Origin of the sequence: Nonomuraea sp. NPDC049158 (genome assembly GCF_040648335.1) — a bacterium.
In the GTDB taxonomy this organism is placed as follows: domain Bacteria; phylum Actinomycetota; class Actinomycetes; order Streptosporangiales; family Streptosporangiaceae; genus Nonomuraea.
Window position 1 is genome coordinate 24,193 of record NZ_JBEZDM010000021.1, and the last position, 24,752, is coordinate 48,944.

The 24,752-nt window shown below is 69.9% G+C and carries 25 protein-coding genes; 15 read left to right on the forward strand and 10 right to left on the reverse strand.

Going from position 1 to position 24,752, the window contains the following annotated elements; genetic code table 11:
• Positions 1-21: 21 nt before the first annotated feature.
• Together AB0B61_RS35665 and AB0B61_RS35670 are read left to right on the forward strand one after the other, a co-directional pair.
• Positions 22-726, forward strand: a complete 705-nt coding sequence (locus tag AB0B61_RS35665; RefSeq protein WP_358441566.1) for a DUF1838 family protein — start codon at positions 22-24, stop codon at positions 724-726.
• A gap of 35 nt (positions 727-761) precedes the next feature.
• Positions 762-1,175 (forward strand): HIT family protein, encoded by a 414-nt coding sequence (locus AB0B61_RS35670; protein WP_358441569.1) that lies wholly within the window; start codon positions 762-764, stop codon positions 1,173-1,175.
• Here the strand turns inward: AB0B61_RS35670 and AB0B61_RS35675 are convergent.
• Positions 1,153-2,379: an OFA family MFS transporter gene (locus tag AB0B61_RS35675; protein ID WP_358441572.1), complete on the reverse strand. Its 1,227-nt coding sequence runs from the start codon at positions 2,377-2,379 to the stop codon at positions 1,153-1,155. The two genes, AB0B61_RS35670 and AB0B61_RS35675, sit on opposite strands and share 23 nt — an antisense overlap.
• Positions 2,376-3,104 (reverse strand): molybdopterin dinucleotide binding domain-containing protein, encoded by a 729-nt coding sequence (locus tag AB0B61_RS35680; protein ID WP_358441575.1) that lies wholly within the window; start codon positions 3,102-3,104, stop codon positions 2,376-2,378. Before AB0B61_RS35680 ends, AB0B61_RS35675 begins: the two co-directional genes overlap by 4 nt.
• A 78-nt stretch (positions 3,105-3,182) precedes the next feature.
• Between AB0B61_RS35680 and AB0B61_RS35685 the strand changes: the two genes are divergently transcribed.
• The 4 genes from AB0B61_RS35685 to AB0B61_RS35700 are packed head-to-tail and all read left to right on the forward strand — an operon-like array spanning position 3,183 to position 7,038.
• The gene (locus AB0B61_RS35685; protein ID WP_358441578.1) at positions 3,183-4,361 is read left to right on the forward strand and encodes a histidine kinase; all 1,179 of its coding nucleotides are present in this window, start codon (positions 3,183-3,185) and stop codon (positions 4,359-4,361) included.
• Between the two features lie 33 nt (positions 4,362-4,394).
• On the forward strand, positions 4,395-5,144 hold the full coding sequence (locus AB0B61_RS35690) for a LytTR family DNA-binding domain-containing protein (protein WP_357951131.1): 750 nt from the start codon (positions 4,395-4,397) through the stop codon (positions 5,142-5,144).
• On the forward strand, positions 5,141-5,554 hold the full coding sequence (locus AB0B61_RS35695) for a hypothetical protein (RefSeq protein WP_246651144.1): 414 nt from the start codon (positions 5,141-5,143) through the stop codon (positions 5,552-5,554). The genes AB0B61_RS35690 and AB0B61_RS35695 overlap by 4 nt, the downstream gene beginning before the upstream one ends.
• Positions 5,551-7,038: a cation acetate symporter gene (locus tag AB0B61_RS35700; RefSeq protein WP_358441582.1), complete on the forward strand. Its 1,488-nt coding sequence runs from the start codon at positions 5,551-5,553 to the stop codon at positions 7,036-7,038. The genes AB0B61_RS35695 and AB0B61_RS35700 overlap by 4 nt, the downstream gene beginning before the upstream one ends.
• Here the strand turns inward: AB0B61_RS35700 and AB0B61_RS35705 are convergent.
• Complete coding sequence (locus AB0B61_RS35705) at positions 7,035-8,051, reverse strand: LacI family DNA-binding transcriptional regulator (RefSeq protein ID WP_358441585.1); 1,017 nt, start codon at positions 8,049-8,051, stop codon at positions 7,035-7,037. The two genes, AB0B61_RS35700 and AB0B61_RS35705, sit on opposite strands and share 4 nt — an antisense overlap.
• Before the next feature lie 11 nt (positions 8,052-8,062).
• On the opposite strand from AB0B61_RS35705, the gene AB0B61_RS35710 reads away from it, so the two are divergent.
• The 4 genes from AB0B61_RS35710 to AB0B61_RS35725 are packed head-to-tail and all read left to right on the forward strand — an operon-like array spanning position 8,063 to position 12,243.
• Positions 8,063-9,226 carry a PLP-dependent aspartate aminotransferase family protein gene (locus tag AB0B61_RS35710; protein WP_358441588.1) on the forward strand — a complete coding sequence of 388 codons (1,164 nt, stop codon included), beginning with the start codon at positions 8,063-8,065 and terminating at the stop codon, positions 9,224-9,226.
• 34 nt (positions 9,227-9,260) lie between these two features.
• Entirely contained in the window at positions 9,261-10,517 is a 1,257-nt protein-coding gene (locus AB0B61_RS35715) for a sugar ABC transporter substrate-binding protein (protein WP_358441590.1), read from the forward strand.
• Complete coding sequence (locus AB0B61_RS35720) at positions 10,514-11,416, forward strand: sugar ABC transporter permease (protein ID WP_358175945.1); 903 nt, start codon at positions 10,514-10,516, stop codon at positions 11,414-11,416. The genes AB0B61_RS35715 and AB0B61_RS35720 overlap by 4 nt, the downstream gene beginning before the upstream one ends.
• The gene (locus AB0B61_RS35725) at positions 11,413-12,243 is read left to right on the forward strand and encodes a carbohydrate ABC transporter permease (protein ID WP_358441593.1); all 831 of its coding nucleotides are present in this window, start codon (positions 11,413-11,415) and stop codon (positions 12,241-12,243) included. Before AB0B61_RS35720 ends, AB0B61_RS35725 begins: the two co-directional genes overlap by 4 nt.
• A gap of 6 nt (positions 12,244-12,249) precedes the next feature.
• Here AB0B61_RS35725 and AB0B61_RS35730 read toward each other — a convergent pair whose 3' ends face one another.
• Positions 12,250-13,347, reverse strand: coding sequence for a helix-turn-helix transcriptional regulator (locus AB0B61_RS35730; RefSeq protein WP_358441596.1), 1,098 nt, complete (start codon positions 13,345-13,347; stop codon positions 12,250-12,252).
• A gap of 122 nt (positions 13,348-13,469) precedes the next feature.
• On the opposite strand from AB0B61_RS35730, the gene AB0B61_RS35735 reads away from it, so the two are divergent.
• The 4 genes from AB0B61_RS35735 (at position 13,470) to AB0B61_RS35750 (ending at position 16,569) form a co-directional block, all read left to right on the forward strand.
• Positions 13,470-13,991 carry a sigma-70 family RNA polymerase sigma factor gene (locus tag AB0B61_RS35735; protein WP_358441599.1) on the forward strand — a complete coding sequence of 174 codons (522 nt, stop codon included), beginning with the start codon at positions 13,470-13,472 and terminating at the stop codon, positions 13,989-13,991.
• Positions 13,988-14,446, forward strand: coding sequence for a hypothetical protein (locus tag AB0B61_RS35740; RefSeq protein ID WP_358441601.1), 459 nt, complete (start codon positions 13,988-13,990; stop codon positions 14,444-14,446). The genes AB0B61_RS35735 and AB0B61_RS35740 overlap by 4 nt, the downstream gene beginning before the upstream one ends.
• A 186-nt stretch (positions 14,447-14,632) precedes the next feature.
• Positions 14,633-14,962, forward strand: coding sequence for a DUF485 domain-containing protein (locus AB0B61_RS35745; protein WP_358441604.1), 330 nt, complete (start codon positions 14,633-14,635; stop codon positions 14,960-14,962).
• Positions 14,959-16,569, forward strand: a complete 1,611-nt coding sequence (locus tag AB0B61_RS35750) for a cation acetate symporter (protein WP_358441606.1) — start codon at positions 14,959-14,961, stop codon at positions 16,567-16,569. The genes AB0B61_RS35745 and AB0B61_RS35750 overlap by 4 nt, the downstream gene beginning before the upstream one ends.
• Positions 16,570-16,867: 298 nt before the next feature.
• On the opposite strand, the gene AB0B61_RS35755 is transcribed toward AB0B61_RS35750, so the two are convergent.
• From AB0B61_RS35755 to AB0B61_RS35770, 4 genes are read right to left on the reverse strand one after another with little or no spacing between them, the layout of a single operon-like run.
• A complete protein-coding gene (locus AB0B61_RS35755; RefSeq protein WP_358441608.1) occupies positions 16,868-17,455 on the reverse strand; it encodes an ATP/GTP-binding protein in 588 nt (195 codons plus the stop codon).
• Positions 17,436-17,828, reverse strand: coding sequence for a DUF742 domain-containing protein (locus AB0B61_RS35760; protein WP_358441611.1), 393 nt, complete (start codon positions 17,826-17,828; stop codon positions 17,436-17,438). Before AB0B61_RS35760 ends, AB0B61_RS35755 begins: the two co-directional genes overlap by 20 nt.
• On the reverse strand, positions 17,825-18,241 hold the full coding sequence (locus tag AB0B61_RS35765) for a roadblock/LC7 domain-containing protein (RefSeq protein WP_358441614.1): 417 nt from the start codon (positions 18,239-18,241) through the stop codon (positions 17,825-17,827). Before AB0B61_RS35765 ends, AB0B61_RS35760 begins: the two co-directional genes overlap by 4 nt.
• Positions 18,238-20,583: a nitrate- and nitrite sensing domain-containing protein gene (locus AB0B61_RS35770; RefSeq protein WP_358441915.1), complete on the reverse strand. Its 2,346-nt coding sequence runs from the start codon at positions 20,581-20,583 to the stop codon at positions 18,238-18,240. Before AB0B61_RS35770 ends, AB0B61_RS35765 begins: the two co-directional genes overlap by 4 nt.
• Positions 20,584-20,828: 245 nt before the next feature.
• Between AB0B61_RS35770 and AB0B61_RS35775 the strand changes: the two genes are divergently transcribed.
• On the forward strand, positions 20,829-21,875 hold the full coding sequence (locus tag AB0B61_RS35775; protein ID WP_358441617.1) for a terpene synthase family protein: 1,047 nt from the start codon (positions 20,829-20,831) through the stop codon (positions 21,873-21,875).
• Here the strand turns inward: AB0B61_RS35775 and AB0B61_RS35780 are convergent.
• Positions 21,872-23,374: a prenyltransferase/squalene oxidase repeat-containing protein gene (locus tag AB0B61_RS35780; RefSeq protein WP_358441620.1), complete on the reverse strand. Its 1,503-nt coding sequence runs from the start codon at positions 23,372-23,374 to the stop codon at positions 21,872-21,874. The genes AB0B61_RS35775 and AB0B61_RS35780 overlap by 4 nt on opposite strands.
• Positions 23,371-24,744, reverse strand: a complete 1,374-nt coding sequence (locus AB0B61_RS35785) for a cytochrome P450 (RefSeq protein WP_358441623.1) — start codon at positions 24,742-24,744, stop codon at positions 23,371-23,373. Before AB0B61_RS35785 ends, AB0B61_RS35780 begins: the two co-directional genes overlap by 4 nt.
• Positions 24,745-24,752: the final 8 nt, after the last annotated feature.

The following is a 24,752-nucleotide window of genomic DNA, read 5'->3' on the forward strand; positions in this document are numbered from 1 at the left end:
TTGGGGAGACCTGTGGATTTCATGCGCGTGCGTGCCTCGGTCGATGGCGCGGAGACGATCTCGTGGTGGACCGGAGACGTCTACGGCTGGCAGCAGGACGACGGCCCGCATCACCTGTTCGGCTTCGAGGGCGTCAACGTGGCCAGGGCGGTCGAGACCGACGGCGGCTGGCAGATGCTGACCAGGGAGGCCGCGGCCTACCTCGACCCGAAGTCCCGCGAGATCCTCGACACCTGGGACAACCCGTTCACCGGGGCCTCCGTCGAGGTCCAGCACGTCTTCAACGACCCGGTCAACCAGCGCTTCGGCGCCTACCCCATCCCCACCACCAGGCTCGGCGACCAGGTCGTCTTCAACGCCGACATCCGGCTGGCCTACCCGTCGCCGCTCAAGGTCGCCGACTACCCCGACAACTCGGCCAGTGACACCTACCGGGCGCTGGAGCTGTTCCAGTTCTTCGCCTCGGCCAAGGATCTCGACTCCGGCGAGCCGAGTGTGCCGTGCGTGTTCTCGTGGTGCCGGGTCTCGCCGTGGCTGCCGTGGATGGCCATGGGGCAGCGCCAGGGTGGGCTGGTCTACCACTGCCGCGGGCACAAGACGACCGAGGTGCCCGACCGGCTCCGCGCGCACGTGGGCGAGCACTTCCTGCACGCGCCCGAGGAGTGGTCGGCGCCCAACGTGACCAGCTGGACGGCTTTCGCGGACAAAGCCGCCCGCAAAAGCTGACCAGGCCGCCCGATAAGGCCCGGTAGGGTCGGCCGGTGAGCAACGACCTGTTCTGCGAGATCGTCGCGGGCGAGCGGCCCGCCCACATCGTCCACTCCGACGAGGTGGTCGTCGCCTTCCTCGACGTCCGCCCGGTCTTCAAGGGTCATGTCCTGGTCGTACCGAGGCTCCATGTCGAGACCTTCGGCGACCTCGGCGACGTCGGCCCGTTCTTCGAGCGGGTTCAGCTGGTGACCCGCGCGGTCGAGGAGGGGCTGGAGGCGGCCGGCACGTTCGTCGCGATGAACAACCGGATCAGCCAGAGCGTGGCGCACCTGCACGTCCACGTGGTGCCGCGCAACCCGAAGGACGGGTTGCGCGGTTTCTTCTGGCCCCGCACCAAGTACGCCTCGGAGGAGGAGGCGCGGTCCTACGCCGAGCTGATCGCTAAAGCGCTTCCTGCGCAGTGACCACCCGCTCGGCCTTCGGCGGCCGGGTGACGAGCGGCAGCACGAGGGCCACCAGCGCGATGATCCCGATCACCGTGAACGCCGTCGTGTAGTTGTCGCCCGAGATGAGCGCGGCCGCGAGCAGCGGCCCGACGATCCCGCCGACGCTCCAGGCCACGATCATCAGCCCGTAGATGCCGCCCGCGTTGCGCAGGCCGAAGAAGTCGCCCGCGGTGGCGGGCATGGTGCCGAACCCGCCGCCGTAGCAGAGGTAGACCACCGCCGACAGGATCGCGAACACGGCCACCTGCGAGGCGTGGCCGAGCAGCAGGAAGCAGATCCCCTGCAGGCCGAGCATCCCGGCGAAGGCGAACATCCGCCCGGTCCGCTCCGAGATCCAGCCCCAGAAGATCCGCCCGGCGCCGTTGAACAGCCCCATGACACCGGTCAGCGTGGCCGCGGCGGCCGCGGTGTAGCCGGCGATGGACGTGGCGGCCGAGCTGATCACCGAGATGAGCGCGATGCCCGCCGTCACGTTGAGGCAGAGGATGGCGGCCAGCAGGTACCACTGCGGCGTACGCAGCGCCTCGCCCTGCGTGTACTCGCGCCCGCTGGCGGCGATCCGCCCGGTCGCGGCCACCTGGTAGTCGGCCGGTGGGTTGCGGAAGAAGAACGCGCCCACCAGCGTCATCACCAGGTATGCCACCCCCAGCGTGAGGAACGCCCTGGTCGGCACCGCCGGGTTGGACTCCACCAGGCGCTGCGCGACGGGCGAGGTCACCACGGCGCCGAAGCCGAAGCCGCCCACCGCGATCCCGGTGATCAGCCCGCGCTTGTCCGGGAACCATTTCTGCAGCATGGCGATCGGCACGATGTAGCCGAGCCCGAGGCCGAAGCCCGCGATGACGCCGTAGCCGAGGATGAGCAGCCATAACCGCGAGTGATCGGCGGCGAAGCCGGCCAGCAGGATGCCGAGCGAGTAGAGCACGCCGCCCGCCAGGGCCACCGGTCGCGGGCCGCGTACGTCCTGGATCCGGCCGCCGATGAAGGTGCCCAGGAAGATCATGCCGATCGTCACCGAGAACGGCAGCGCGGCCTCCGCCTTGGTGAGGTCGAAGTCGCTCGCCTTGGCCTGGAGCGCCTTGGAGAACACGCTCCAGGAGTAGACGGCGCCGAGCGCGAGCTGGAAGAGTACCGCGGCTGCCGCGAGTAACCAGCGCTTCAATTGACCGTCACCACCGCGTTGTAGTCGGGGATGCCCGCCTGTGGCGAGCGCTTGTTCCGGTCGATGAGCACCTCGCCCTCCGGCCAGTGGACCTGCAGATTGCCCGGCGTGACGGGGGCGCGCACGACCCGCCCGGTCAGCTCGCCGGTGTCGCTCTTCAGACGTACCGGGTCGCCGTCCTTCAGGCCGAGCCGGTCGGCGTCGATCGGGTTCATCAGCACGGCCTCGCGGGTGGCTCCGGTGAGGGCGTCGCGCTTCTCGTACACCATCGAGTTGAACTGCTTGCCGCGGCGGGTGGTGACCATGAACGTGCCGTCGGGGCGATTCAGCGGCGGCACCTCGACCACCGAGAAGCGCGCCCGGCCGTCGGGGGTGGGGAACTTCCAGCCCGCGCAGAGCAGCGGGCCGCCATACTGGAGGTGGTCGCCCTTGGACTTGAGGTTCTCGATGCCCGCGTAGACGGGGACGGACCGGGCGATGTCCTCGCGGATCTGCGGCGTGCCGGAATAGCGCACGTGTTCCGAAATTTCGGGACGTGTGCGGGCGGCCAGTTCGGTGGTGAGCGCGCAGCCGTCACAGGCGCCGTCACGCAGGATCCGCCAGGCGTACCGCCGTTGACCGCGGTTCTCGCGGACGGCCTTCCAGATCTCGAGGTAGTTGTTGGGCTTCTGCTCGCCGAGCCCGAACGGTTTCAGGCCGGCCCAGTTCTTCGGATCGAGGCCCATGACAGGAACTCCTTGCTCTTTGTCGGAACGTAGATCGGGACTGTCAAAGCGTCAAGGCGGGCACTAGGCTCCGGCGGCGTGGAATACCTGGTCGGAGTCGCCGTGGTGACCGTGCTCGTGGGCGTGCCCGCGATCGTGCTCTGGAGGGTCCTGCGCGGGCGGCGCGAGCTGGGCACCAGCCCGGCCGAGCGGGCCACGTTCGAGACCCTGCACACCGCGTCCCTGGCCGGGCCGCCGCTGCGCGCCGGGCTGACCGAGGAGGCCGTCCAGAAGGCGTCGCGGCACCTGCGTACGCTGCTCGGCTCGTCGGCGCTGGCGATCACCGACGGGAAGCGGCTGCTCGTCTACGACGGCGCGGGGGAGCACCACGCGAGCCAGGCGTTCGAGCACGCGGGCGCGACGCTGAAGGACGGCCGCACCCAGGTGCTCGCCATCGAGTGCGAGCTGCTCGAATGCCCGATCCGGCACGCCGTGGTCGTACCGCTCACCACCGACGACCGGGTCGTCGGCGCGCTGGCGGCCTACGGCCCGCACGCCTCGGCCGGGCTGGTCAGGGCCGCCCAGGAGGTGGCCGGCTGGGTGGACTCGCAGCTGGAGCTGGCCGAGCTGGACCGTTCCCGCACCCTGCTGATGGAGGCCGAGGTACGGGCGCTGCGGGCGCAGATCTCGCCGCACTTCATCTACAACTCGCTGACCACGATCGCCTCGTTCGTCCGCACCGACCCCGAACGCGCCCGCGAGCTGCTGCTGGAGTTCGCCGACTTCACCCGCTACTCCTTCCGCAGGCACGGCGAGTTCACCACACTGGCCGAGGAGCTGCGCTCGATCGACCGCTACCTGATCCTGGAACGCGCCCGCTTCGGCGACCAGCTCCAGGTGACCCTCCGCATCGCCCCCGAGGTGCTGCCCGTCGCGGTGCCGTTTCTGTGCCTGCAGCCGCTGGTGGAGAACGCCGTCCGCCACGGCCTGGAGAGCAAGAACGGCGTCGGCCGCATCGCGATCGTCGCCGAGGACGCCGGAGCCGAGTGCCGCATCAGCGTCGAGGACGACGGCCTCGGCATGGAGCCCGACAAGCTGCGCCGCATCCTCGCAGGTGAGATAGCCCCCACGGGCGGCGTGGGGCTGGCCAACGTGGACGAGCGGCTGCGCCAGGTGTACGGAGACGAGTACGGGCTGGTCGTCGAGACGGGCCCCGGCGCGGGCACGAAGGTCAACATCAGGTTGCCGAAGTATCACCCCGGCGTCTCGGCCCGTTGACCTCGATCTTTGTTGTCGGTTTTATCACTGTGTATGGCACAACTCCGGGTCCTCGCCGTCGACGACGAGCTACCCGCTCTGGAAGACCTGTCGTACTTACTGCGCGCCGACCCTCGCATCGGGGAGGTGGCCACCGCGAGGGACGGCGCCGCGGCGCTGAAGCTGCTCGACCGTGCCATCGCCGACGGCCGGCCGATCGACGCCGTCTTCCTCGACATCAGGATGCGCGGGCTCGACGGCGTGGTGCTCGGGCGGCTGCTGTCGCAGTTCGCCAACCCGCCCCGGGTCGTGTTCGTCACCGCCTACGAGGAGCACGCGGTGGACGCCTTCGAGATCAAGGCCGAGGACTACCTGCTCAAACCGGTGCGCCCCGAACGGCTGGCCGAGGCGATCAGACGGGTGGCCGTCTCGGCCGACGTGCCGGTCGAGCTCGGCGAGTCCGACACCATCCCGGTTGAACTGGGCGGCGTGACCCGGTTCGTCTCCAGCGCTGACGTGGTGTACGTCGAGGCGCACGGCGACTACGCCCGCCTGCACACCGCCGCCGGCAGCCACCTGGTACGCATCCCGCTGGCCACGCTGGAGGACCGCTGGGCCTCGGCCGGGTTCGTCCGGGTGCACCGCAGCCACCTGGTCGCGGTCAAGCACATCGAGGAGCTGCACATCGACTCCGGCAAGTGCACGGTCCGGGTCGGCGACACCGAGATCCCGGTCAGCCGCCGCCACACCCGCGAACTGCGCGACATGCTCGTCCGCAGGGCCAAGAGAGGACGGCCGGAGTGAGCCCGGAGCCCCGCCCCGCCCGCCGGGTGCCGCTCGCCCGCCACGACACGGCGCGCCGGGTCACGGTGACGAGCCCCCGGACCGCCGCCGCGCGCCGCCCCCGCTACCCGGCCACCCGCGAGATCGACGAGCAGACGCACCTCGGCGAGGTGTACATGCGCTCGCTGCTGCGCACCCAGTTCCGGCTGGCCCTGTTCGTCTGCACGGTGCTGGCGTGCGTGGTGGGCGGTCTGCCGCTGCTGTTCCTGGCCATCCCGGAGCTGCGCGAGGTGGACCTGCTGGGCATCCCGCTGCCGTGGGCGGTGCTGGCCGGTCTCATCTACCCCGCCTTCGTCGTGGGCGCCTGGCTCTACGTACGGCAGGCCGAACGCAACGAGCGCCACTTCGCCGACCTGGTCGAACGCCCATGAGCCTCACCGCGGTCGTCGTCGTGGTGGTGGCGGCCGTGCTCATCGGGGCGTTCGGCATCCGGTTCTCCCGTACGACCTCCGACTTCTACGTCGCCTCCCGCTCGGTCAGCCCGCTGTGGAACGCCTCGGCGATCGGCGGCGAGTACCTGTCGGCGGCGTCGTTCCTCGGGGTGGCGGGGCTGATCCTGTCGTTCGGCGCCGACATGCTGTGGCTGCCCGTCGGCTGGACCGGCGGCTACCTCGTGCTGCTCGTGCTGGTCTCCGCGCCGCTGCGTCGCTCGGGGGCGTACACGCTGCCCGACTTCGCCGAGGCCAGGCTGGAGTCGATGACCGTGCGCCGCACGGCCAGCGTGCTCGTCGTGCTCATCGGCTGGCTCTACCTGATGCCGCAGTTCCAGAGCGCGGGCCTGGTGCTGCGGACGGTCACCGGGGCGCCGGTGTGGGTGGGCGGGCTGCTGGTGGCGGCCGTGGTCGCGGTCAACGTGCTGTCGGGCGGCATGCGGTCGATCACGTTCGTGCAGGCGTTCCAGTACTGGCTCAAGCTGACGGCGCTGGCCGTACCGCTGGTGTTCCTGCTCATGGCGTGGCGCGCGGACGGGGCGCCCGCGGTGAGCGCGGCCGACGCGGCCACCTGGCAGGTGCCGCTCGCCGGCGGCAAGGAGTACGGCCTGTACTCGACGTACTCGCTGATCCTGGCCACCTTCCTGGGCACGATGGGCCTGCCGCACGTGCTCGTCCGCTTCTACACCAACCCGGACGGCCGGGCCGCCCGCCGCACCACGCTCGTGGTCCTGTCGCTGCTCGGCGCGTTCTACCTGCTGCCCGCGCTGTACGGCTGGCTGGGCCGGATGTACGTGCCCGACCTGGCGGGGACCGACGCGGTCGTGCTGAGCCTGCCGGAGCGGATGGTCGGCGGCACCCTGGGCGACCTGCTGACCGCGCTGGTCACGGCGGGGGCGTTCGCGGCGTTCCTGTCCACGTCGTCGGGGCTGACCGTGTCGGTGGCCGGGGTGATCGCCCAGGACCTGCTCAAGGGCAGCGTCCGCTCGTTCAGGGCCGCGACGCTCATGGCGGTCGCGGTGCCGCTGGCCCTGGCGCTGTGGGCGCGGGCCCTGCCGGTGGCCGACGTGGTGGGGCTGGCGTTCGCGGTGGCGGCCTCGTCGTTCTGCCCGCTGCTCGTGCTCGGCATCTGGTGGCGCCGGCTGAGCACCACGGGCGCGCTGGCCGGCCTGTTCGTGGGCGGCGGCCTGGCCAGCGCGGCGGTGCTGGCCACGATCACCGGCGGGCCGTGGGACGGGCTCGCGGGCGCCCTGCTGGCCCAGCCGGCCGCCTGGACGGTGCCGATCGCGTTCGCGGTGATGGTGGCGGTGTCGTTCCTGACCCCGCACCGGGTCCCGGCGGGCGTGGCGCGCACCATGGTCCGCCTGCACACCCCGGAGGACCTCGACCTGGACCGCGGCGACTGGCGGCCCCGCTCGTCCTAAGAGGGCCGGTCCTGAGGGGGCTGCTCGCCGGAGCCGCGGGTGATCAGTTCGACCGGGACCTTGACCCGTCGTGGCTGGTCCGAGGGGGCCAGGAGCAGGTCCACCGCGCTGCGGCCCAGCCGCGTCACGTCGTAGCGCACCACCGTCACCCCCGGGTTGAACACCTCCGCCAGCGCGAAGTCGTCGAACCCCACGAACGCGGGGCGTTCGGGCCGCTCGCGCAGTGCCTGGAGGATGCCGATCGCGGCCCGGTTGTTGGTGGCGAAGAACGCCGTCGGCGGGTCGGCCAGCGACAGCAGCCGCGTCACCTCCTGCCCGGCCCGCCACGGGTCGAACACCCCCCGCACCACCAGCGACTCGTCCACCGCCACCCCCGCCGCCCGCAGCGCCGCGCGGTAGCCGGAGGCGCGGTCGTGGACCGAGCTCAGCCCGTCGTCGTCGGAGACCAGCCCGATGCGCCGGTGCCCGTGCCCCAGCAGGTGCTCCGTCGCCATCCGGCCGCCCCTGACGTCGTCCAGCAGCACCACGTCCGCCTGCTCCAGGCCGTTCGGCACCCGGTCCACGAACACCGTGGTCAGGCCGCCGTGCTCGCCGAGCCAGCCGTGGTCGGCGGCCGACGGCACGATGATCAGCGAGTCGACCCCCCGGGCGTACATGGACTCCACGAGCATCCGCTCCCGCTCCGGGCGTTCCTCGTAGGAGCCGAAGACGACGAGTGCCTCATGGTCGGCCGCCGCCGCTTCGACCGCCTTGGCCAGGCGGGAGTAGAACTCGTTGGAGATGTTCTCCATGACCAGGCCGAGCGTCAGCATGGTGGCGCGGCGGGCCAGCCGGCTGGCCGCCTCGTTGCGGCGGAAGCCGAGCGCGCTGATGGCCTCCTGCACCCGCCGGCGCAGCGGCGCGCTCACGTGCGGCTCCTGGTTGACCACCCGCGAGACGGTCTTCAGGCTCACCCCCGCGCGCCGGGCGACGTCGGCCATGGTCGGGTTGATGGCTCCCTTGTGGCCTGTCATATGGTGCCCCCATGGATGATGAATGGATCTGTGGACGGCTGGGCGAGGACGAGCCGTGGATGCTGGGCGCGGTCAACCCGCCGGTGTTCGAGAACTCCCTGTTCACCTTCGAGACGGCCGGTGAACTGGGTGAGGCGATCAGGAACGAGGACGAGCGCTACGTCTACTGGCGGGGCACCAACCCGACGGTCGACCTGGCGCAGCGCAAGCTCGCCGCGCTGGAGCGGGGGGAGCGGGCCAAGTGCTTCGCCTCCGGCATGGGCGCGATCGCCGCGACCATCTCCTCGCTGGTGAAGGCCGGTGACCATGTGCTGGTGCTGGGCGCGGTCTACGGGCCCACCACGCAGTTCCTGCGTTACCTGGAGAAGTTCGGCGTCACGCATACGCACGTCGAGGATCTTGACGGCTGTGACAGCGCTATCACGGCGAGCACCCGCCTACTGTACTTCGAGTCTCCCTCCTACATGGCCTACGCCGTCGTGGACATCGCGGAGGTGACCGCGTGGGCGCGGGAACGGGGGCTGGTGACGGTGATGGACAACACCTGGTCCACGCCGCTGTTCCAGAAGCCGCTGACGCTCGGGGTGGACCTGGTCGTGCACTCGCTGTCGAAGTACATCGGCGGCCACAGCGACCTGGTCGGCGGTGTGGTGATCGGGCCGTCGCGGCTCATCAGGCCGCTGGCGCTGACCGAGTACCAGCTCTACGGGGCGGCCATGTCGCCGCACGACGCGGCCAAGGTGATCAAGGGGCTGCGTACGCTGCCGGTACGGATGGCTGCGCACCAGGAGCGCGGGCTCGCGGTGGCCGGGTTCCTGGCGGATCACCCGGCGGTGCGGCGGGTCAACTATCCGGGGCTGCCCTCGCATCCCGGTCACGCGCAGGCGCTTCGCCAGATGTCCGGCTTCTCCAGCCTGTTCAGCTTGGAACTGGAGACCGACTCCCGGCCGGTGGTAGCAGCATTCATCGATTTGTTGCGACATTTCAGGATCGGGGTGTCTTGGGGAGGCTTTGAGAGCCTGGTCAACGCGCCCGCGCTCTCGACCGAGGAGAGCGTACGAGCGACCATGGGCATCCCGATCGGGCTGGTCCGCCTGTCGATCGGGCTGGAACCGGCCGAAACGTTGATCAAGGACCTCGGTCTAGCGCTGGAGGGTGCCAGTCCCCTAGCGTGATTGACAGCGCTGTCTTTCCTCTCTGGAGGCTCAGATGAGAACCCCCCTCCTCGCGTCCTTGGCCGCGGCAACCCTGGTGCTCGCCGGCTGCGGCTCCGGGTCGTCATCCTCGGGAGAGGTACGGCTGCGCATGATCGAGAGCCTGACCAGTCCCGAACGGACGAAGCTGATCAAGACCCTGATCGCGGACTTCGAGAAGGCGAACCCGAAGGTCAAGGTAGAGCTGATCTCGCCGCCGCTCGACAGCGCCGACCAGAAGATCACCCAGATCCTGCAGACGAAGAAGGGCTTGGACGTCCTGGAGGTCCGCGACCACACGGCCAAGTCCTTCTCCAACAACGGCTGGCTGGCCGTACTGCCGACCACCGAATGGGCGGGCTGGTCGGACCTGACCGAGCTGGCCCAGAAGAAGGCGGTCGAGGTCGGCGGCAAGCCGTACCTCATCCCGTACGGCTTCTATGAGCGCACGCTGTTCTACCGGACCGACTGGGGCATCGCCCAGCCGCCCACGACCTGGCAGGAGCTCTACGAGGCCGGCAAGAAGATGACCTCGGGCGACAGGTTCGGCTACTCCTTCCGGGGCGGCAAGGGCGGCGCCGACTACGTGGTCCAGATGATCAGCGCCTACAACGGCGAGGCCCTGAACCCCGAGAAGTCCTTCTTCCTCAAGGACAAGCGGACGATCTTCTCGACCCCCGAGGCCGTCCAGGCCACGGACCTGTTCGTGAAGATCTTCAAGGAGACCTCGCCGCCCGACTCGGTGTCGTGGGGCTACCCGGAGATGGTCCAGGGCTTCACCTCGGGCGTCACCGGCATGCTCATCCAGGACCCCGAGGTGATCAAGACGGTCCAGGAGAGCTCGGTCAAGGCCTGGTCCACGGCCCCGATCCCCAAGGGCCCCTCGGGATACGCCTTCCAGCCGGTCGGCTACGCGGGCTGGGGCGTGACGTCCTTCAGCGAGCACCCGAAGGAAGCGGTCAAGCTGGTGCAGTTCCTGTCGGAGGCCAAGCAGAGCGTCGCCTTCGCCAAGGGCAACTCGCTCATCCCGATCTCCAAGCAGGCCCAGAGCGACCCGCAGTTCTCCCAGGGCGCCTGGAAGGCCTACCTCCAGGCGCAGCAGGACCCCAAGCAGGTGATCACCATCCGGCCGGTCGACTACCCGGGCTGGAGCCAGTTCCAGGTCGACTCCGACCGTGACGTGCAGGCGCTGCTCACCGGCAAGAAGACCACGGCCGAGGTGCTCAAGTCGTGGGACGCGTTCTGGACGGACCAGGCGAAGAAGGTCTCGTGAGCGTGGGATCGGCCAGACCCGCGTTCACCACCCGCAAGGCCAGGTTCATCGCCCTGTGCCTGCTGCCCGGCGTGGTCTTCGTGGTGCTCTTCACGTACTACCCGGTGATCCGCGGCGCGATCATCGCCTTCCAGCAGTACAACCTGTTCGACCTGACCTCGACACCGTTCGTGGGCCTGGAGAACTTCCGCGCGGTGCTGGCCGAGGACCGGTTCTGGACGGCGCTTCGCAACACCGGCACCTGGGTGGTCGTGTCGCTGTTCTTCCAGTTCTTCCTCGGCTTCGGGCTGGCGCTGCTGCTGCGGCGGCACTTCCGCGGCCGGGGGCTCTACCAGGCGTGGGTGTTCTTCCCCTGGGCGATGTCCGGGTTCCTGATCGGGCTGCTGTGGCGGTGGATGTTCAACGGGCAGTTCGGGGTGATCAACGACCTGCTGCTCAGGAGCGGCATCATCGAGCACCGCATCGGCTTCCTCGCGACGCCCGGGTGGGCGATGACCTCGGTCATCGTCGCCAACGTCTGGTACGGCGTGACCTTCTTCGCCATCATGATCATGGCGGCCCTGCAGTCGGTGCCCCGTGAGCTCTACGAGGCGGCGGACGTGGACGGGGCGTCCCGGCTCAGGCAGTTCTGGCACGTGACGCTGCCGCACATCCGGCCGACGCTGGCGCTGATCGTGCTGCTGCGCATCATCTGGATCCTGAACTTCCCCGACCTGATCTACTCGATGACCGGCGGCGGACCCGCGGGGAGCACCGACATCATCACCACGTTCCTCATCCAGCAGGTGATCGGCGGCGACTACGGCCGAGGGGGCGCGGTCGGCATGCTCGTCCTCGGCCTGCTGCTCGCCTTCAGCGTCTTCTACCTGAACGCCACCCGATTCGAGAAGGCCCGATGATTCAAGAAAGGATGAGACGCCTGGCCAAAGCGATCGTGCTCGGTGTCTGGCTGCTGATCACGCTCTTCCCCCTCTACTGGATCGTCGTCACCTCGCTCAAGCCCAAGGCCGAGATCTTCTCGATGCCGATCAAATACTGGCCGGGCAACGTGACGTTCGAGCACTACGCGGACCTGTTCTCCTTCGCCGACTTCGGCACCTACCTGCTCAACAGCCTGCTCGTCTCCCTGGTGGCGGCCGGGGCGGTGACCGTGATCGGCGTGCTCGGCGGCTACACGCTGGCCCGCTTCAGCTTCCCCGGGCGGGGCGCGCTCATGCTGGCGTTCCTGGTCACCCAGATGCTCCCGCTGTTCATCGCGCTCGGCCCGCTCTATCTGCTGATGTCCGACCTCGATCTGCTCAACCGGCTGGCCGGACTCATGCTCGTGTACGTCGCCATGCTGGTGCCGTTCTCCACGATCATCATGCGCGGCTTCTACGAGCGCATCCCCGTGGCCCTGGAGGAGGCCGCGCAGGTCGACGGCGCCTCCCGGCTGGTCGCCATGGTCCGGGTGGTGATCCCGGTCATGCTGCCGGGCATCGCCGCGACGTTCATCTTCGCCTTCGTGCAGTGCTGGAACGAGTTGTTCCTGGCGATCACGTTCATCGACAGCGAGGACGCCAAGACCATCCCCGTCGCCATGAACTCCTTCATCACCCAGTACGACATCGACTGGGGCTCGATGGCCGCCGCCACCGTGGTCTCGGTGCTGCCGACGCTGGTGCTGTTCGCCGCGATCCGCCGCTACATCGTCGAAGGGCTCACGGCCGGTGCGGTCAAGGGGTGACGACCGTCAGCTGGTGAGCGCGGCCATGAGCTCGTCCCTGCCGCTGGCGCCGGTCTTGCGGAAGACCGCCTTCAGATGGTCGTTGACCGTGTGCACCGACAGGTCGAGGCGACGGGCGATCTGCTTGGGGGCCGCGCCGGCGTACAGGCACTCCACGACGCATCGTTCGCGCGGCGTGATGCCGTACCAGTCGCAGAACGACGGGAGCAGCAGCGGGCCGGTGGCCGCCTGGATGACGATGGCCACGTCGCCGTCGCCGTCGGGGGACAGGGGCTGGCCCTCGATCACTGTCCAGCGGCCGAAGATGGCCGCCGGCGCGCAGATCCGCGGCCGCCAGGAATCCGGATCGCGGGCGTATGTCCGCGTGTCGAGTGACAGGCATTCCATCGACGTGTCGGCCAGCCAGTCGGGCAGGTCGCACCGGCCGGGCGTCCACATCTGCGCCAGCCACGCGCGCGCCTGAGGCGTGACCGCGCGGATGGCGTGGTCGGCGCCTATCACGATCAGGCCCGCGGGCAGCGCCGGGAACGACGGGGTCAGCGGCGCGACGGTCACATAGCGGCGCAGCGCGGCCAGCAGCGCCGGGGCCAGCCGTACCGCCCTGTCCGCGTCCTCGGCGCCGAACGGCCGCCCGCCCTCCGAGCGGATCAGCCCGAGCAACCCCCACACGCCGTGGGAGTCGCGCAGCAGCAGTCGGAGCTCGCAGCCCGCACCGTGCGCCAGCAGCACCTCCCGCGTCAGCCGGTCGCCGTGCAGCTCGCACGGCCCCTCGCCGTGCTGCTTGCAGCGATCGCCGCCGCATCCCGCGCCCACCAGGCCCACCGGCACGGGCCGCCGGGCCAGCGCGGCCGGGCGGCACGGATCGTCGTCGAGGTAGCGGCTCATCGCGAGCGCGCGGATGAGCGCCGGTTCGTAGCGGTGCCAGAAGCTGAAGGACCCGAGTCCCAGCCCGGTCGCCGGGCTGGTGCCGACCAGCCGCAGCGCGTCATGACTCACCCACCGCGAGACGGCGCGCGAGATCGCCTCACCCAGCTCGTCGGGGCTCGCACCCTGCCCCATCGCCGCGTTGAGCTCGCGGAAGAGCCGATCCTCGGATGGAATCACGCCGACACATCAGCATGTCGGGAAGGCCCACCACAATCGCCTCTCAGGGTAGTCATTTGATCACTCAGAGTAAGTATGAACCTGATGGCCTTTAGCCCCGACTGTGCTGGCAGGGAGGCAAGGTGGCAGATGAGTTACTGGTGGTGAGATGCCAGCTCGGCGAGCGCGAGGCGCTGGCGGAGCTGGTGCGGGCCTGGCACGCGCCGCTGTGGACATACGTCAGGCGGATGCTCAGCGCCGGCGCGGCCGATGACGTGACGCAGGAGGTCTGGCTGGCCGTCCTGCGCGGCCTGCCCCGGCTCAAGGAGCCGGGCCGGTTCGCGCCGTGGCTGTTCACGATCGCCCGGCGGACGGTGATGGATCGGCTGCGCCACGAGTACGGCGCGGCCGAGGCCGAGCTGACCGCCGAGCCGGTGGCCGACGACCCGGCCGCCGCCCTGGTGGACCGGGCCGAGCTGGTCGCCGGGCTGGCCGGGCTGCCCGTACGTGAGCGGGAGATCCTCGTCCTGTTCTACCTGGAGGACCTGTCGGTGGAGGACTGCGCCCAGATCTGCGCGATCCCCACCGGCACGGTCAAGTCCCGGCTCAACCGTGCCCGCCGCCTGCTGCGCGAGCACCTCATGGAAAGGGGTTATCAGCAATGATGGGGGATTTGAGCGGGCCGTCGCCGGATGACGCGCTGGCCAGGCTGTCCGGGTCGCTGTCGCGGGCCAGGCGGATCGGGGCCGTGGTGGCGCTCGTCGCGGGGCTGGCCGGGCTGGTCTTCGTCGGGCTGCTCTGGGCCACCGAGCCGGGGGAGCTGCCGGGCCGTACGCGGGTGGCGTTCGGCGGGTTGATGGCGCTGTGCCTGGTGTGGAGCGGCTACGGCGGCTGGGCGCTGACGCGAAGGGTGCCGATGTTCGCGCTGGACCGGGTCGTCGCGGCCTGGATCGCGCTGGCGGCCTCCGTCCTGACGACCGCGGGCCTGGTGGCGGTCGTCCCTCGCCAGGGGGTCGCGGCGATCGTCGGGGCGGTGCTGATCGGTGTTTCGGTGGTCCTGGCCGTACGGGCGCATCTGCGGCGGGCGGCGCTGCTGCGGCGCAAGCGCGAGCTGTCGTGACCGTTCATCGCGGCGGGAGCGCGAGCTGTCGTGACCGTTCGTCGCGCGGATGCGACCTTTCGCCGCAACTCCCTCCCAACTAGGCGCTGAGCTGCGGCGGCTCGTCGAACAGCCTCCCCCGGGGCCTCCACGAAGGATAGGTTTCGCTCCTATCTTGTGCGTGATCCGCATCACAGTGGAGGACTCGTGACGACTAAACAACATGACGCATCCGTCTATGAAGAGATTCAGGAGAGCGCTGAATTCCAGGACCTGAAGCGGCGCTTCCGGCGGTGGACGTTCCCGATGACCGCGGCGTTCCTGGTGTGGTACCTGCTCTACGTGGTGCTGTCCGGGTGGGCGCGTGACTTCATGGGGATCAAGCTGTTCGGCAACATCAACGTGGCGCTGATCTTCGGCCTGCTGCAGTTCGTCTCCACGTTCTGGATCGCGTGGGCGTACTCCAGGCACGCCGAGAAGAAGCTCGACCCGATCGCCGACAAGCTCCGCCACGAGGTCGAGGAGAAGACCCAGTGAAGTCCGAGACCCTGGCCACCATCCTCTTCCTCACCTTCGTCGCGCTGACGCTGGTCATCACGTTCTGGGCCAGCAGGCAGACCAAGACGGCCGCCGACTACTACGCCGGCGGCCGGTCGTTCAGCGGCGTGCAGAACGGCATGGCGATCGGCGGCGACTACATGTCGGCCGCGTCCTTCCTCGGCATCGCCGGCATCATCGCCCTGTCCGGCTACGACGGGTTCCTCTACTCCATCGGCTTCCTGGTGGCGTGGCTGGTGGCGCTGCTGCTGGTCGCCGAGCTGATGCGTAACTCCGGCAAGTTCACGATGGCCGACGTGCTGGCCTTCCGGATGAGCCCGCGCCCGGTCAGGACCGCCGCGGGCGTGTCCACGATCACGGTGAGCATCTTCTACCTGCTGGCGCAGATGGTGGGCGCGGGCGCGCTGGTCGGCCTGCTGCTCGGCATCACCAGCCCCTCGGGCAAGGCGTGGACGATCGTCGGGGTGGGCGCCCTGATGATCGTGTACGTGGTGTTCGGCGGCATGAAGGGCACCACCTGGGTGCAGATCGTCAAGGCCGTCCTGCTGATGACCGGCGCGGCCCTGATCACGATCATGGTCCTGGCGCACTACGGCTTCAACCTGTCGTCCCTGCTGGGCGACGCGGCGACGCAGAGCGGCAAGAACGGCAACTTCCTCATCCCCGGCCTCAAGTACGGCACCGAGGCGCAGGGCCTCGCGGGCAAGATCGACCTGATCAGCCTCGGTCTCGCCCTGGTCCTCGGCACGGCCGGTCTGCCGCACATCCTGATCCGCTTCTACACGGTCCCGACGGCCAAGGACGCCCGCAAGTCGGTGCTCTGGGGCATCGGCATCATCGGCGTGTTCTACCTGCTCACCCTGGTCCTCGGCTTCGGCGCGGCGGCCCTGGTCGGCAGCAAGGCGATCGCCGCCTCGGACAAGGCGGGCAACACGGCCGCACCGCTGCTGGCCAAGGCCATCGGTGAGACGTTCCTCGGCTCGGCGGGCGGCACGATCCTGCTGGCGCTGATCGGCGCGGTGGCCTTCGCCACGATCCTGGCCGTGGTGGCCGGGCTCACGCTGGCCTCCTCCTCCAGTTTCTCGCACGACCTGTACGCGCACGTCTTCCGGCGCGGCAACGCCACCGAGCGCGAAGAGGTGCTGGTGGCCCGCATCTCGGCGTTCGTCATCGGCGCGGTCGCCATCGGCCTCGGCATCCTGGCGCAGGGACAGAACGTCGCGTTCCTGGTGGCGCTGGCGTTCGCGGTGGCCGCCTCGGGCAACCTGCCGGCGATCCTCTACAGCCTGTTCTGGAAGAGGTTCAACACGGCGGGGGCGGTCAGCGCCATCTACGGCGGCCTGATCTCCGCCCTCGTGCTGGTCATCTTCTCGCCGGTGGTGTCCGGCTCGGAGACGGCGCTGTTCAAGACGGCGCACTTCAACTGGTTCCCGCTGAGCAACCCGGGCATCATCTCGATTCCGCTGGGCTTCCTGTTCGGCTACCTCGGCACGGTCCTGAGCAAGGAGTACAACGCGGCCAAGTACGCCGAGATCGAGGTCCGCTCGCTCACCGGTGTCGGCGCCGAGAAGGCCACCGAGCACTGACACCCGCTGGTCAAAGGGCCCGGCTCAGGCCGGGCTCTTTCGCCTGCCGCCCGCGCCGAGCAGGTACAGCAGAGCTCCCACCAAATGGCGACCATGTCGAACGTGGTGAGCACCTTCGGCAGGATCCCGCCCGCCACCCGCTCGGACAGCAGGTCGTCGCCGGACGTCGTCATGGGGCGGCCCCCCTCAGCAGCGGTTACCTGCCAAGATCCGCCGCGCTCCTGCCGGCGTCAAGGAGCCACGACCGCCGCGCTCCTGCCGGCGTCAAGGAGCCACGACCGCCGCGCTCCTGCCGGCGTCAAGGAGCCACAGACTCCGCGCGGAGTTTGGCGGAATGCTTTACCAGGGTGATCAGCACCTCCCTGCTCGAGTCGCGCTTCCTGGCGTCGCACATGATGATCGGGATTGACGGGTTCAGCTGGAGCGCCAGCCGTACCTCGTCGAGCTCGAACGTCCGCGAGCCCTCGAAGCAGTTGACCGCCACCACGAACGGCGTGCCACGGCGCTCGAAGTAGTCGATCGAGGGGAAGCAGTCGGCCAGGCGGCGGGTGTCGGCCAGGATGACCGCGCCCAGCGAGCCCTCGGCCAACTCGTCCCAGACGAACCAGAACCGCTCCTGGCCCGGCGTGCCGAACAGGTACAGCACGTAGTCGGGGCTGAGCGTGATGCGGCCGAAGTCCATCGCCACGGTCGTCGTCCGCTTGGCCTCCACGGATGAGATGTCGTCGATCCCGATGCCGCGGTCGGTCAGGATCTCCTCGGTCCGCAGGGGGCGCGTCTCGGAGACCGCGCCGACCAGCGTGGTCTTGCCCGCGCCGAAACCACCGGCGACCAGGATCTTGATCGCGGTCGGCAGGCGCGGGCGGTCAGAGCGATCGAAGGCCATCGAGCACCGCCCTGTACATCTTCATATCGTGCATGTCCACCTCGGATTGCGGTTCCTGGGCCGAGACGAGTTCCTTGTCGAACAGGTCGCCGAGCAGCACCCGGATGATGCCCGCGGGCAGGTCCAGGTGCGCGGCGATCTCGGCGACGGACTTGGGCTCGCGGCACAGCCGCAGGATCGACAGATGTTCGGGGTCGAGCCCGGCCTCGGGACCGGGCGTCGGGCCGATGGCCACGGCCATGGAGATCAGGTCGAATTTGCCATGGGTGGGCTGGGTCCGCCCCCGCGTCACCACGTAGGGCCGGATGATCTCCGGATCGACCCAGTGCTCCTCCTCGGGCCCGTCCGTGAGGCCGTGGTCAGGGGTGTTCACCGATCACCCCTGGCCACGGCCTCGGCACGGGTGCCCGAGGTGAGGTACTGGCCGACGCGGGCGACGAGCATGGCCATCTCGTAGGCGACCAGGCCGATGTCCGCGTTCTGCGTGCACAGGACGGCCAGGCACGCCCGCTCACCCGCCACGGTCACGATGAGGAACCGCGAGCGCAATTCCACCACCGTCTGCTTGACCGCGCCGCCCTGCACGTGCTCGGAGAGGCCCTTGGCCAGGCTCTGCAGCCCGGAGGCCACCGCCGACAGGTGCTCGCCGTCGGGCCGCTGCAACGCCGCGGACGACGCCATCAGCAGTCCGTCGGACGACAGGACGATGGCGTGCTCGGCCTCCTTGACCCGGTCGATCAGATCGTCGAGCAGCCAGTCCAGATCCGTGCCGGATCCAGGTGTCACGTCTCGCCTCCCGGTTGCTCGCCCTTGAGCCCGTCCATGATCTTGGCCGCTTCGGTCCTGCCCAGCCTGGTGCCCGACTGCAGAGATCCCATCATCGCGCGGATCTCTTCCGGCGAGCGTTCGTCATCGTCCTCCTCGGGGTTCGGTCGCGTGGCGGGTGCCTCGTCACGCAGGGCGGGGGCAAGGCTGGCCTGTGGCACCCGCAAGGGCAGGCCGGAAGGGGTGAACTCGGCGGCGGGCCCATCCTGTGCGGGCTCCGGTCGCGCGCGCCTCGGCTCCGGACGGGCGCGCTCCTGCTCAGCCTCCGGACGGACGCGCTCCTGTGCGGGCCCCGGATGGACGCGCTCCCGGGAGGGCTCCGGATGGACGTGTTCCCGTGCGGGCTCCGGTTCGGCGGGAGTGCGGGGCGGAGCCACCGTCAGCCGGCGCACGTTCTCCGGGGCGGCCGTCCGCGTCGCCGCGGCGACCGTCTTCCTGCGGGGCAGCCGCGCCGGCTCATCGCCCTCCTCCGGCGCCTCTCCCAGCTGGACGAGCTCCTGGGGGATCAGGACCACGACCGTGGTCCCCCCGTACGGTGAGGACTTGAGCACGACCTGGATCCCGTGGCGCGCGGCCAGGCGGCTGACCACGAACAGTCCCAGGCGCGCGGTGCCGGTGATGCGGAACTCCGGCGGGTCCGCGATGCGCTCGTTGGCGGACTCCAGGTCCTCCGGCTTCATGCCGAGCCCGCGGTCCTCGATCTCGACCACGTAGCCGTTGGCCACCAGTTGCCCGCTGACCTCGACGGTGGTGTAGGGCGGGGAGAAGGAGGCCGCGTTCTCGATCAGCTCGGCCAGCAGGTGGATGACGTCGCCCACGGCGCGGCCCAGCAGCACGACGTCGCCCATCGGCATGAGCGTCACCCGGGTGTAGTCCTCCACCTCGGCCAGCGCGCCGCGTACGACGTCGACCATCGGCACCGAGCGGCGCCAGACACGGGCTGGGGAGGAGCCGGACAGCACGATGAGGTTCTCGGCGTTGCGCCGCATCCGGATGGCCAGGTGGTCGAGCCGGAAGAGCTCCTTCAGCTCCTCGGGGTCGGTCTCGCGCCGCTCCATCACGTCGAGCACGGTCAGCTGCCGGTGCACCAGGCCCTGGGTCCTGCGGGCCAGGCTGAGCAGGATGTCGCGGATGCTGCGGCGCAGCTCGGCCTGCTCGGCGGCGACGCTGACCGCCGTGCGCTGCATGGTGTTGAACGCCTGGCCGACCTGCCCGATCTCGTCCTCACCGAAGTCCAGCGACGGCGCCTCGCGTGCCAGGTCCACCTCCTCGCCGTGCCCGATCCGTTCCACCAGACGGGGGAGTCGCTCGTCGGACAGCTCGTGCGCGGCGTCACGCAGCTTCTGCAACTGGGCGAGGAGCGTACGGGCCGTGGTGATGGACAGGACGATCGACGCGATGACCGCGATGAGCCCGAGGCCGCCGGCCAGGACCAGTCGCACGACCACGCCGATCGCTACCGGCGTCGCGCGGTCCACGAGGCGGTCACCCGCGCTGAGCACCAAGGTGTTGAAGTCGGCGAGCGCACGTTCGGAAGCGGTCTTCCACTGGCCGGCGCCGAACGGGACGCTCTCCAAGCTGGCGTCCTGCTCGACGAGCTGGGTTTCGAGCTCGCGCAGGCGGTTGAACGTGGCGCCTGCGGCCAGTTTGTCGTAGGCGGCCTTCTCGGAGTCGGGCAGCTCGCCCGCCGCCTGCTCGGCGAGGATGCGCCAGGCGCCCACGGTCTCGGCGAACTGCGCGTGTTCCGCGGGGGTCAGCCGCCCCTCGGCCAGGGCGCCGGCGAGCAGCGCGTCCTCCCGGGAGAGAACCTCGCGGGCCCTGCTCAGCGCGAGGAGCGTGCGGATGTCCTTGGCGACGATCTTGTCGTCGAGGGTCGCCACCGAGCCGTAGAGCCGGTAGATGGAGTCGATGACGTCGGCGTAGGCATCGGTCGCCTGCACCCGGTTCATCCGGCCCGCGTCGACGGCCTGCCGGGTGGCCTTGAGCGTGTCGAGCCGCCGGAAGACATCGGTGACCCGTTTGGCCCCGTCGTCGTCCGTCGCCAGGTCGACAACGCTCGAACTCGCCGCCTGCTCGAAGGTGACGATCGTTCGGTCGGCCTGCTTGCGCTGGTTCTCCAGATCCTTGCGGGCGCGGATCGTCCCGTCGCCGAGCCGGATGATCGACAGCCGGCGTTCCCGTTGCAGCTCGACGAGCAGCGGCTCGCTCGGCCCGACCACGGCGTTGTCGAGTTGCGAGACCCAGAGCAGGTTGACGCCCTCGCGAAGGGTCACCCAGGCGGCGAACACCCACAGCGCCGCCATGGAGAGCAAAAGTGCAATGATCTTGGTCCGCAGTCGTGAATTGCGGAAGCGCATCATACCTACCCTGTGAAAGTCATTTGAAATGGCTGACCACCAGGAGATGCAGTGGCATACCGGCGCTGAAGACGTGGGCACCCTAGCAAAGGGGGCGATCTTGCCTCAACCCGACTGTATTCATTTGCGGTGAAATATCCGTTTTCATGACCCAATTAGTCAAATGATGTATTGATGGATATCCTCCGTGGGTGAGTGACCTGGGGGATCGCGCGTATTTCGGCATCCGCAACGATCTCGCGGACCGGTTGCTCAAGGGCTCGCATCAGCTGGCGGGCGTGCCCGAGGGGGACCGAGAGGCCGTCCTGCGGGCCGCGCTCGACGCCGTACCCGAGGCGGCCGGGCTGCTGCGCCCCTTTCCCGTCCTGTTCGCCGACGGCGAGAGCTCGGCGAGCCGGTTGGCCTTCAGCTGTCTGTCGGCCGCGGCCACGTTCCCGCTCGCGCGCCGCGAGCAGATCGCCGAGCTCGGGGCGCTGACCGCGATCCTGTTCGGCCTCGACGACATCGCCGACGGCATCGCCGGAGACTGGCCCGACCGCGACTTCACCGCCTTCATCGCCCGGCTGTGCGCCATGACCACCGGCATGCCCTCCGCCCTGGCGCCCGAGCCGGTCGCCGAAGGGCCGATCGAGCAGGTCCTGGGCGCCTGGCAGGCGTGGTGCGCCCGCTTCCACGGGCACGCCGGTGCGGCGGTCCACGCACCGAACCTGGGACGACAACTGGAGCTCGCAGGCGCGGCCATGCTCCGCGAGCGCGCCTGGGCGGCGGGCCGGGCCCCCTGGCCGGAGTACGCGGACTACCTGGCGAACGGCCTGCTCACGATCCTCTATCCCACCTGGTGGGCCGCCGCCCTGGCGATCCGCGGCCCCGTCCCCGTCGAGGCCGCCCACTGGGCGTCGATCGAGCCGGCCACCCATCTCGGCGCGGCCTGTATGCGGCTGGCCAACGACATCAGGACGTTCGAGCGGGAGAAGGCCGAGGGCAAGCCCAACTCCATCAGCATCCTGGAGAAGGCGGGCACCGGCACGGCGCGGGCGGTCACGCGGGTCTCGGCGCACATCGGCGAGCTCGACGCGGAGTTCAGAGCCGCGCTCGCCGACCTGCCCGCCGAACTGGCGGAGATCGCGGAGGGGCAGCGCAGGAGCGTGTCGTTCAACGGCCGCTGGTACCTGGCCAGGGACACGCACGCGTACACCGTTCGGGAACTGGCCGGAGATCTGGAGTCGCATGAGGGTTAGGTCCGGCGGGCGAGATGCGACGAGGCGATGACGGCGGCGCGGACCACGGCGACCGGCGTGTAAAGGTCCTTGTCGTGCCAGAGGGGCGGATGCTCCTCGCCTGACGACCGGGTCAGATACGCGTGACCGCGGTCTACGGCCCGCTCGCATCGCGGGTCCGCCCGCCACCGGGTCAGCAGCAGGATCTGCATCGCGTAGGCGGTCTCCTCCGCGGTGCCCGTCCAGCGCCCCCACGATCCGTCCGGCCGCTGGGTCTCCAGCACCCAGCCGACGGCGGCGTCCACCGCGCCCGCCGAGAGGTCGCCGCCGAATTCGTCCAGCGCCAGCGCGCAGGCCGCCGTGGCGTAGTAGCGCGAAGCATGCCAGCGGTCGCTCCAACTCCCGTCCGGCTCCTGCCGCTCGCCGATCCAGGCCGCCACCTCGGCGATGGTCTCGTCATAGCGGACGGCGGAGGCGGGCACGCAGGCGACGTACTGGCCGAGGGCGTCGAGCACGTGCGCGTTGACGCTGACCGAGGTGCCCTGCTCTCCCTGCCAGGTGGAGAAGTGCGTGCCGGAGCGGAACGTCGCTAGGCAGTCCGGCTCGTACGGCATGCCGAGCAGCGCCAGGGCGTACAGCGCCACAGCGGTCGTGTCGGCGTCGGCGGGAAGCCCGGGGCCGGCGGTGGCGCCGGCCGGACCGATCGCCGCCCTGAGGTCGGCCGCCATCTCCGGCGGCACCTCGACGGGCACGCCCGCGCGGATCAGCCAGCTCAGTACCCAGCCCCGCTCGAACACCGTGATGGGCAGCCCGACGGGCACCGGACCACCGTGGCGCCTGGCCACCGCCTCAAGGTGCCCGCGGGCCGGGTCGTGCACGTCGCGCGCGCCCCGCTCGCCCAGCCAGGCGGCGGTGGCCGCGGGTGAGGCCCCGACGGTGCCGATCGCCGTCGGCCGGACCACGAGCGCCCCCTTGGCCGCCGGGCCGCCGACCTCCAGAGCGTGCAGCAACTTCTCCGGCACCTCGGCCCCCGACTCGATCCACGATCTGACCAGGTCGAGCGTGTCGTAGCTCATCCCGTCGGGCAGCGACAGCGGGCCGTGGCCCGCCAGGCTCTCCAGGTGCCGGTTGATGAGGGCGACCAGCGAGGGCACGATGTGCTCGATCGCCGGCATGTCGGGCAGCTGCAGAGGGCCGGCCAGCCAGCCGGCCAGCATGCGCAGGCCGCGCTCGGCGGCCTCCCCGAGGTTCTGCCCGTCCGTGCCGGACTCCCCGCGCAGCAGCGCGGACAGGATCGCCTCGGTGGCGCTCAGGGTCGGCACCAGCCCGTATCCGTCCGGCGCCCCCCAGGCGCCGTCCTCCCGCTGGGCGGCGACCAGGTAATCGATCCGCTCCTGGTGGCCGACCAGCCAGGGAACGAGCGTGACCAGCCGGCCGGTCTCATAGACCGAGGAGGAGACCTGACCCCAGGGCCGGAACATGAGATCCGTCAGCAACTCCGCAGCTTCCCCGCCGCTCACGCCTGACGGCTCCGCTCGATCGGCAGCAGCTTCAGCATGAGTTTCTCCTTCGGCCGCACCGACGCTCCCGGCACCAGGGTGAGCCGCTGTGGGTTGGTCAGTTCCGGCCGGTACCTGCTCAGCAGGTTGGCGATCACGAGCGGCGCCTTGAGATAGAACAGGTGCTGGCCCAGGCACACGTGCGGGCCGGCGCCGAACGGGATCGAGGCGTAGCGATGCCGGCGCTCGGCCTGCTCGGGCGCCCAGCGCTCCGGGTCGAACGCCAGCGGCCGCTTCCAGAACTCCGCCAGCCGATGGGTCGTGTACGGGCTGACCAGCACCTGCGAGCCGGCCTTGATCCGGACCCCGCCGATCTCCGTGTCCGCCACGGCCTGGCGGGGGATGATCCAGCCCGGCGGGTACAAGCGCACCACCTCTTGCAGGACCATGCGGAGATACCTGAGCCTGGCCACGTGGGCCGGCCGGACCGGGCCCTCGCCGACCACCTGGCCGACCTCCTCGCGGAGCCTGGCGTACACGTCGGGATGCTCGTGCAGCACCGACCACAGCCAGGTCAGCGAAACCGCCGTGGTCTCCGACGCCGCGCCGTAGACGCTGACCAGGTCGTCGCGGACCTGCCGCGGATCCGCCGCGCCCGTCTCCTCCATCCTGACCCTGAGCAGCGCCGAGAGCACTTCGTTGGTGCGGGTGCCCTCCCTGAGAGCCCGTTCGATCAAGGGGTAGACGATCTCGTCGATCTTCTTCGTGGCCGCCAGGAAGGCCCGGTCCCCCGGCACCCTGACGGAGTAGGGCATGAAGGGGAAGAGCAGCCGGAAGCCGATCGACGTGGCGCACGTGGCGAACTCGGGCAGGAGCCGCTCGGCGACGTCGCGGGGGATCCGCCCGCCGAACAGCACCTTGATGACGCTCTCGTTGACGATCGCGGTCATCTGGTGTCCGGCGTCGACCGGCCGTCCGCTCCGCGCGTGCTCGTCCAGCTCGGCGACGCGGCCGGCGATGATGTCGGCCAGCTCCTCGCCCAGCGAGGCCGTGTACCTCGCGGTGAACAGCGGCTGGAGGACCTTCCTGCTGGATTCCCAGCCCTCGCCCTCGCCCAGGATGCTCTGGCCGGTCACGCGCCGCAGCGGCCGCCAGAACATGCCTTCGCGCACGAAATTGGACCAGTCGGTCTTGAGCACCTGCTGGACGTGGTCGGGGTGGGAGACCAGGTAGGGCTGGAACGGGCCGATGTTCAGCCGGACGATCCGCCCCCCGGCGTCGGTGCCCATCTTGGCCAGCTCGGTGACCGGGTCTCTCAGCAGCCGGGGGATGGTTCGGTGAAAGGGAAGGACCTGGGGTTGTTGTTCACCGGCTGGAAGCCCGGGCGCCACGCGATCCT

What these genes read in the sequence shown, in the direction of transcription:
- AB0B61_RS35700 (WP_358441582.1), top strand. Translation starts at nt 5,551, where the DNA reads ATGAGCCTCACCGCGGTCGTCGTCGTGGTGGTGGCGGCCGTGCTCATC.
- AB0B61_RS35770 (WP_358441915.1), bottom strand. Translation starts at nt 20,583, where the DNA reads ATGGCGGCGCTGTGGGTGTTCGCCGCCTGGGTGACCCTTCGCGAGGGC.
- AB0B61_RS35725 (WP_358441593.1), top strand. Translation starts at nt 11,413, where the DNA reads ATGATTCAAGAAAGGATGAGACGCCTGGCCAAAGCGATCGTGCTCGGT.
- AB0B61_RS35705 (WP_358441585.1), bottom strand. Translation starts at nt 8,051, where the DNA reads ATGACAGGCCACAAGGGAGCCATCAACCCGACCATGGCCGACGTCGCC.
- AB0B61_RS35715 (WP_358441590.1), top strand. Translation starts at nt 9,261, where the DNA reads ATGAGAACCCCCCTCCTCGCGTCCTTGGCCGCGGCAACCCTGGTGCTC.
- AB0B61_RS35710 (WP_358441588.1), top strand. Translation starts at nt 8,063, where the DNA reads ATGGATGATGAATGGATCTGTGGACGGCTGGGCGAGGACGAGCCGTGG.
- AB0B61_RS35740 (WP_358441601.1), top strand. Translation starts at nt 13,988, where the DNA reads ATGATGGGGGATTTGAGCGGGCCGTCGCCGGATGACGCGCTGGCCAGG.
- AB0B61_RS35755 (WP_358441608.1), bottom strand. Translation starts at nt 17,455, where the DNA reads ATGGCCTTCGATCGCTCTGACCGCCCGCGCCTGCCGACCGCGATCAAG.
- AB0B61_RS35690 (WP_357951131.1), top strand. Translation starts at nt 4,395, where the DNA reads ATGGCACAACTCCGGGTCCTCGCCGTCGACGACGAGCTACCCGCTCTG.
- AB0B61_RS35680 (WP_358441575.1), bottom strand. Translation starts at nt 3,104, where the DNA reads ATGGGCCTCGATCCGAAGAACTGGGCCGGCCTGAAACCGTTCGGGCTC.
- AB0B61_RS35665 (WP_358441566.1), top strand. Translation starts at nt 22, where the DNA reads ATGCGCGTGCGTGCCTCGGTCGATGGCGCGGAGACGATCTCGTGGTGG.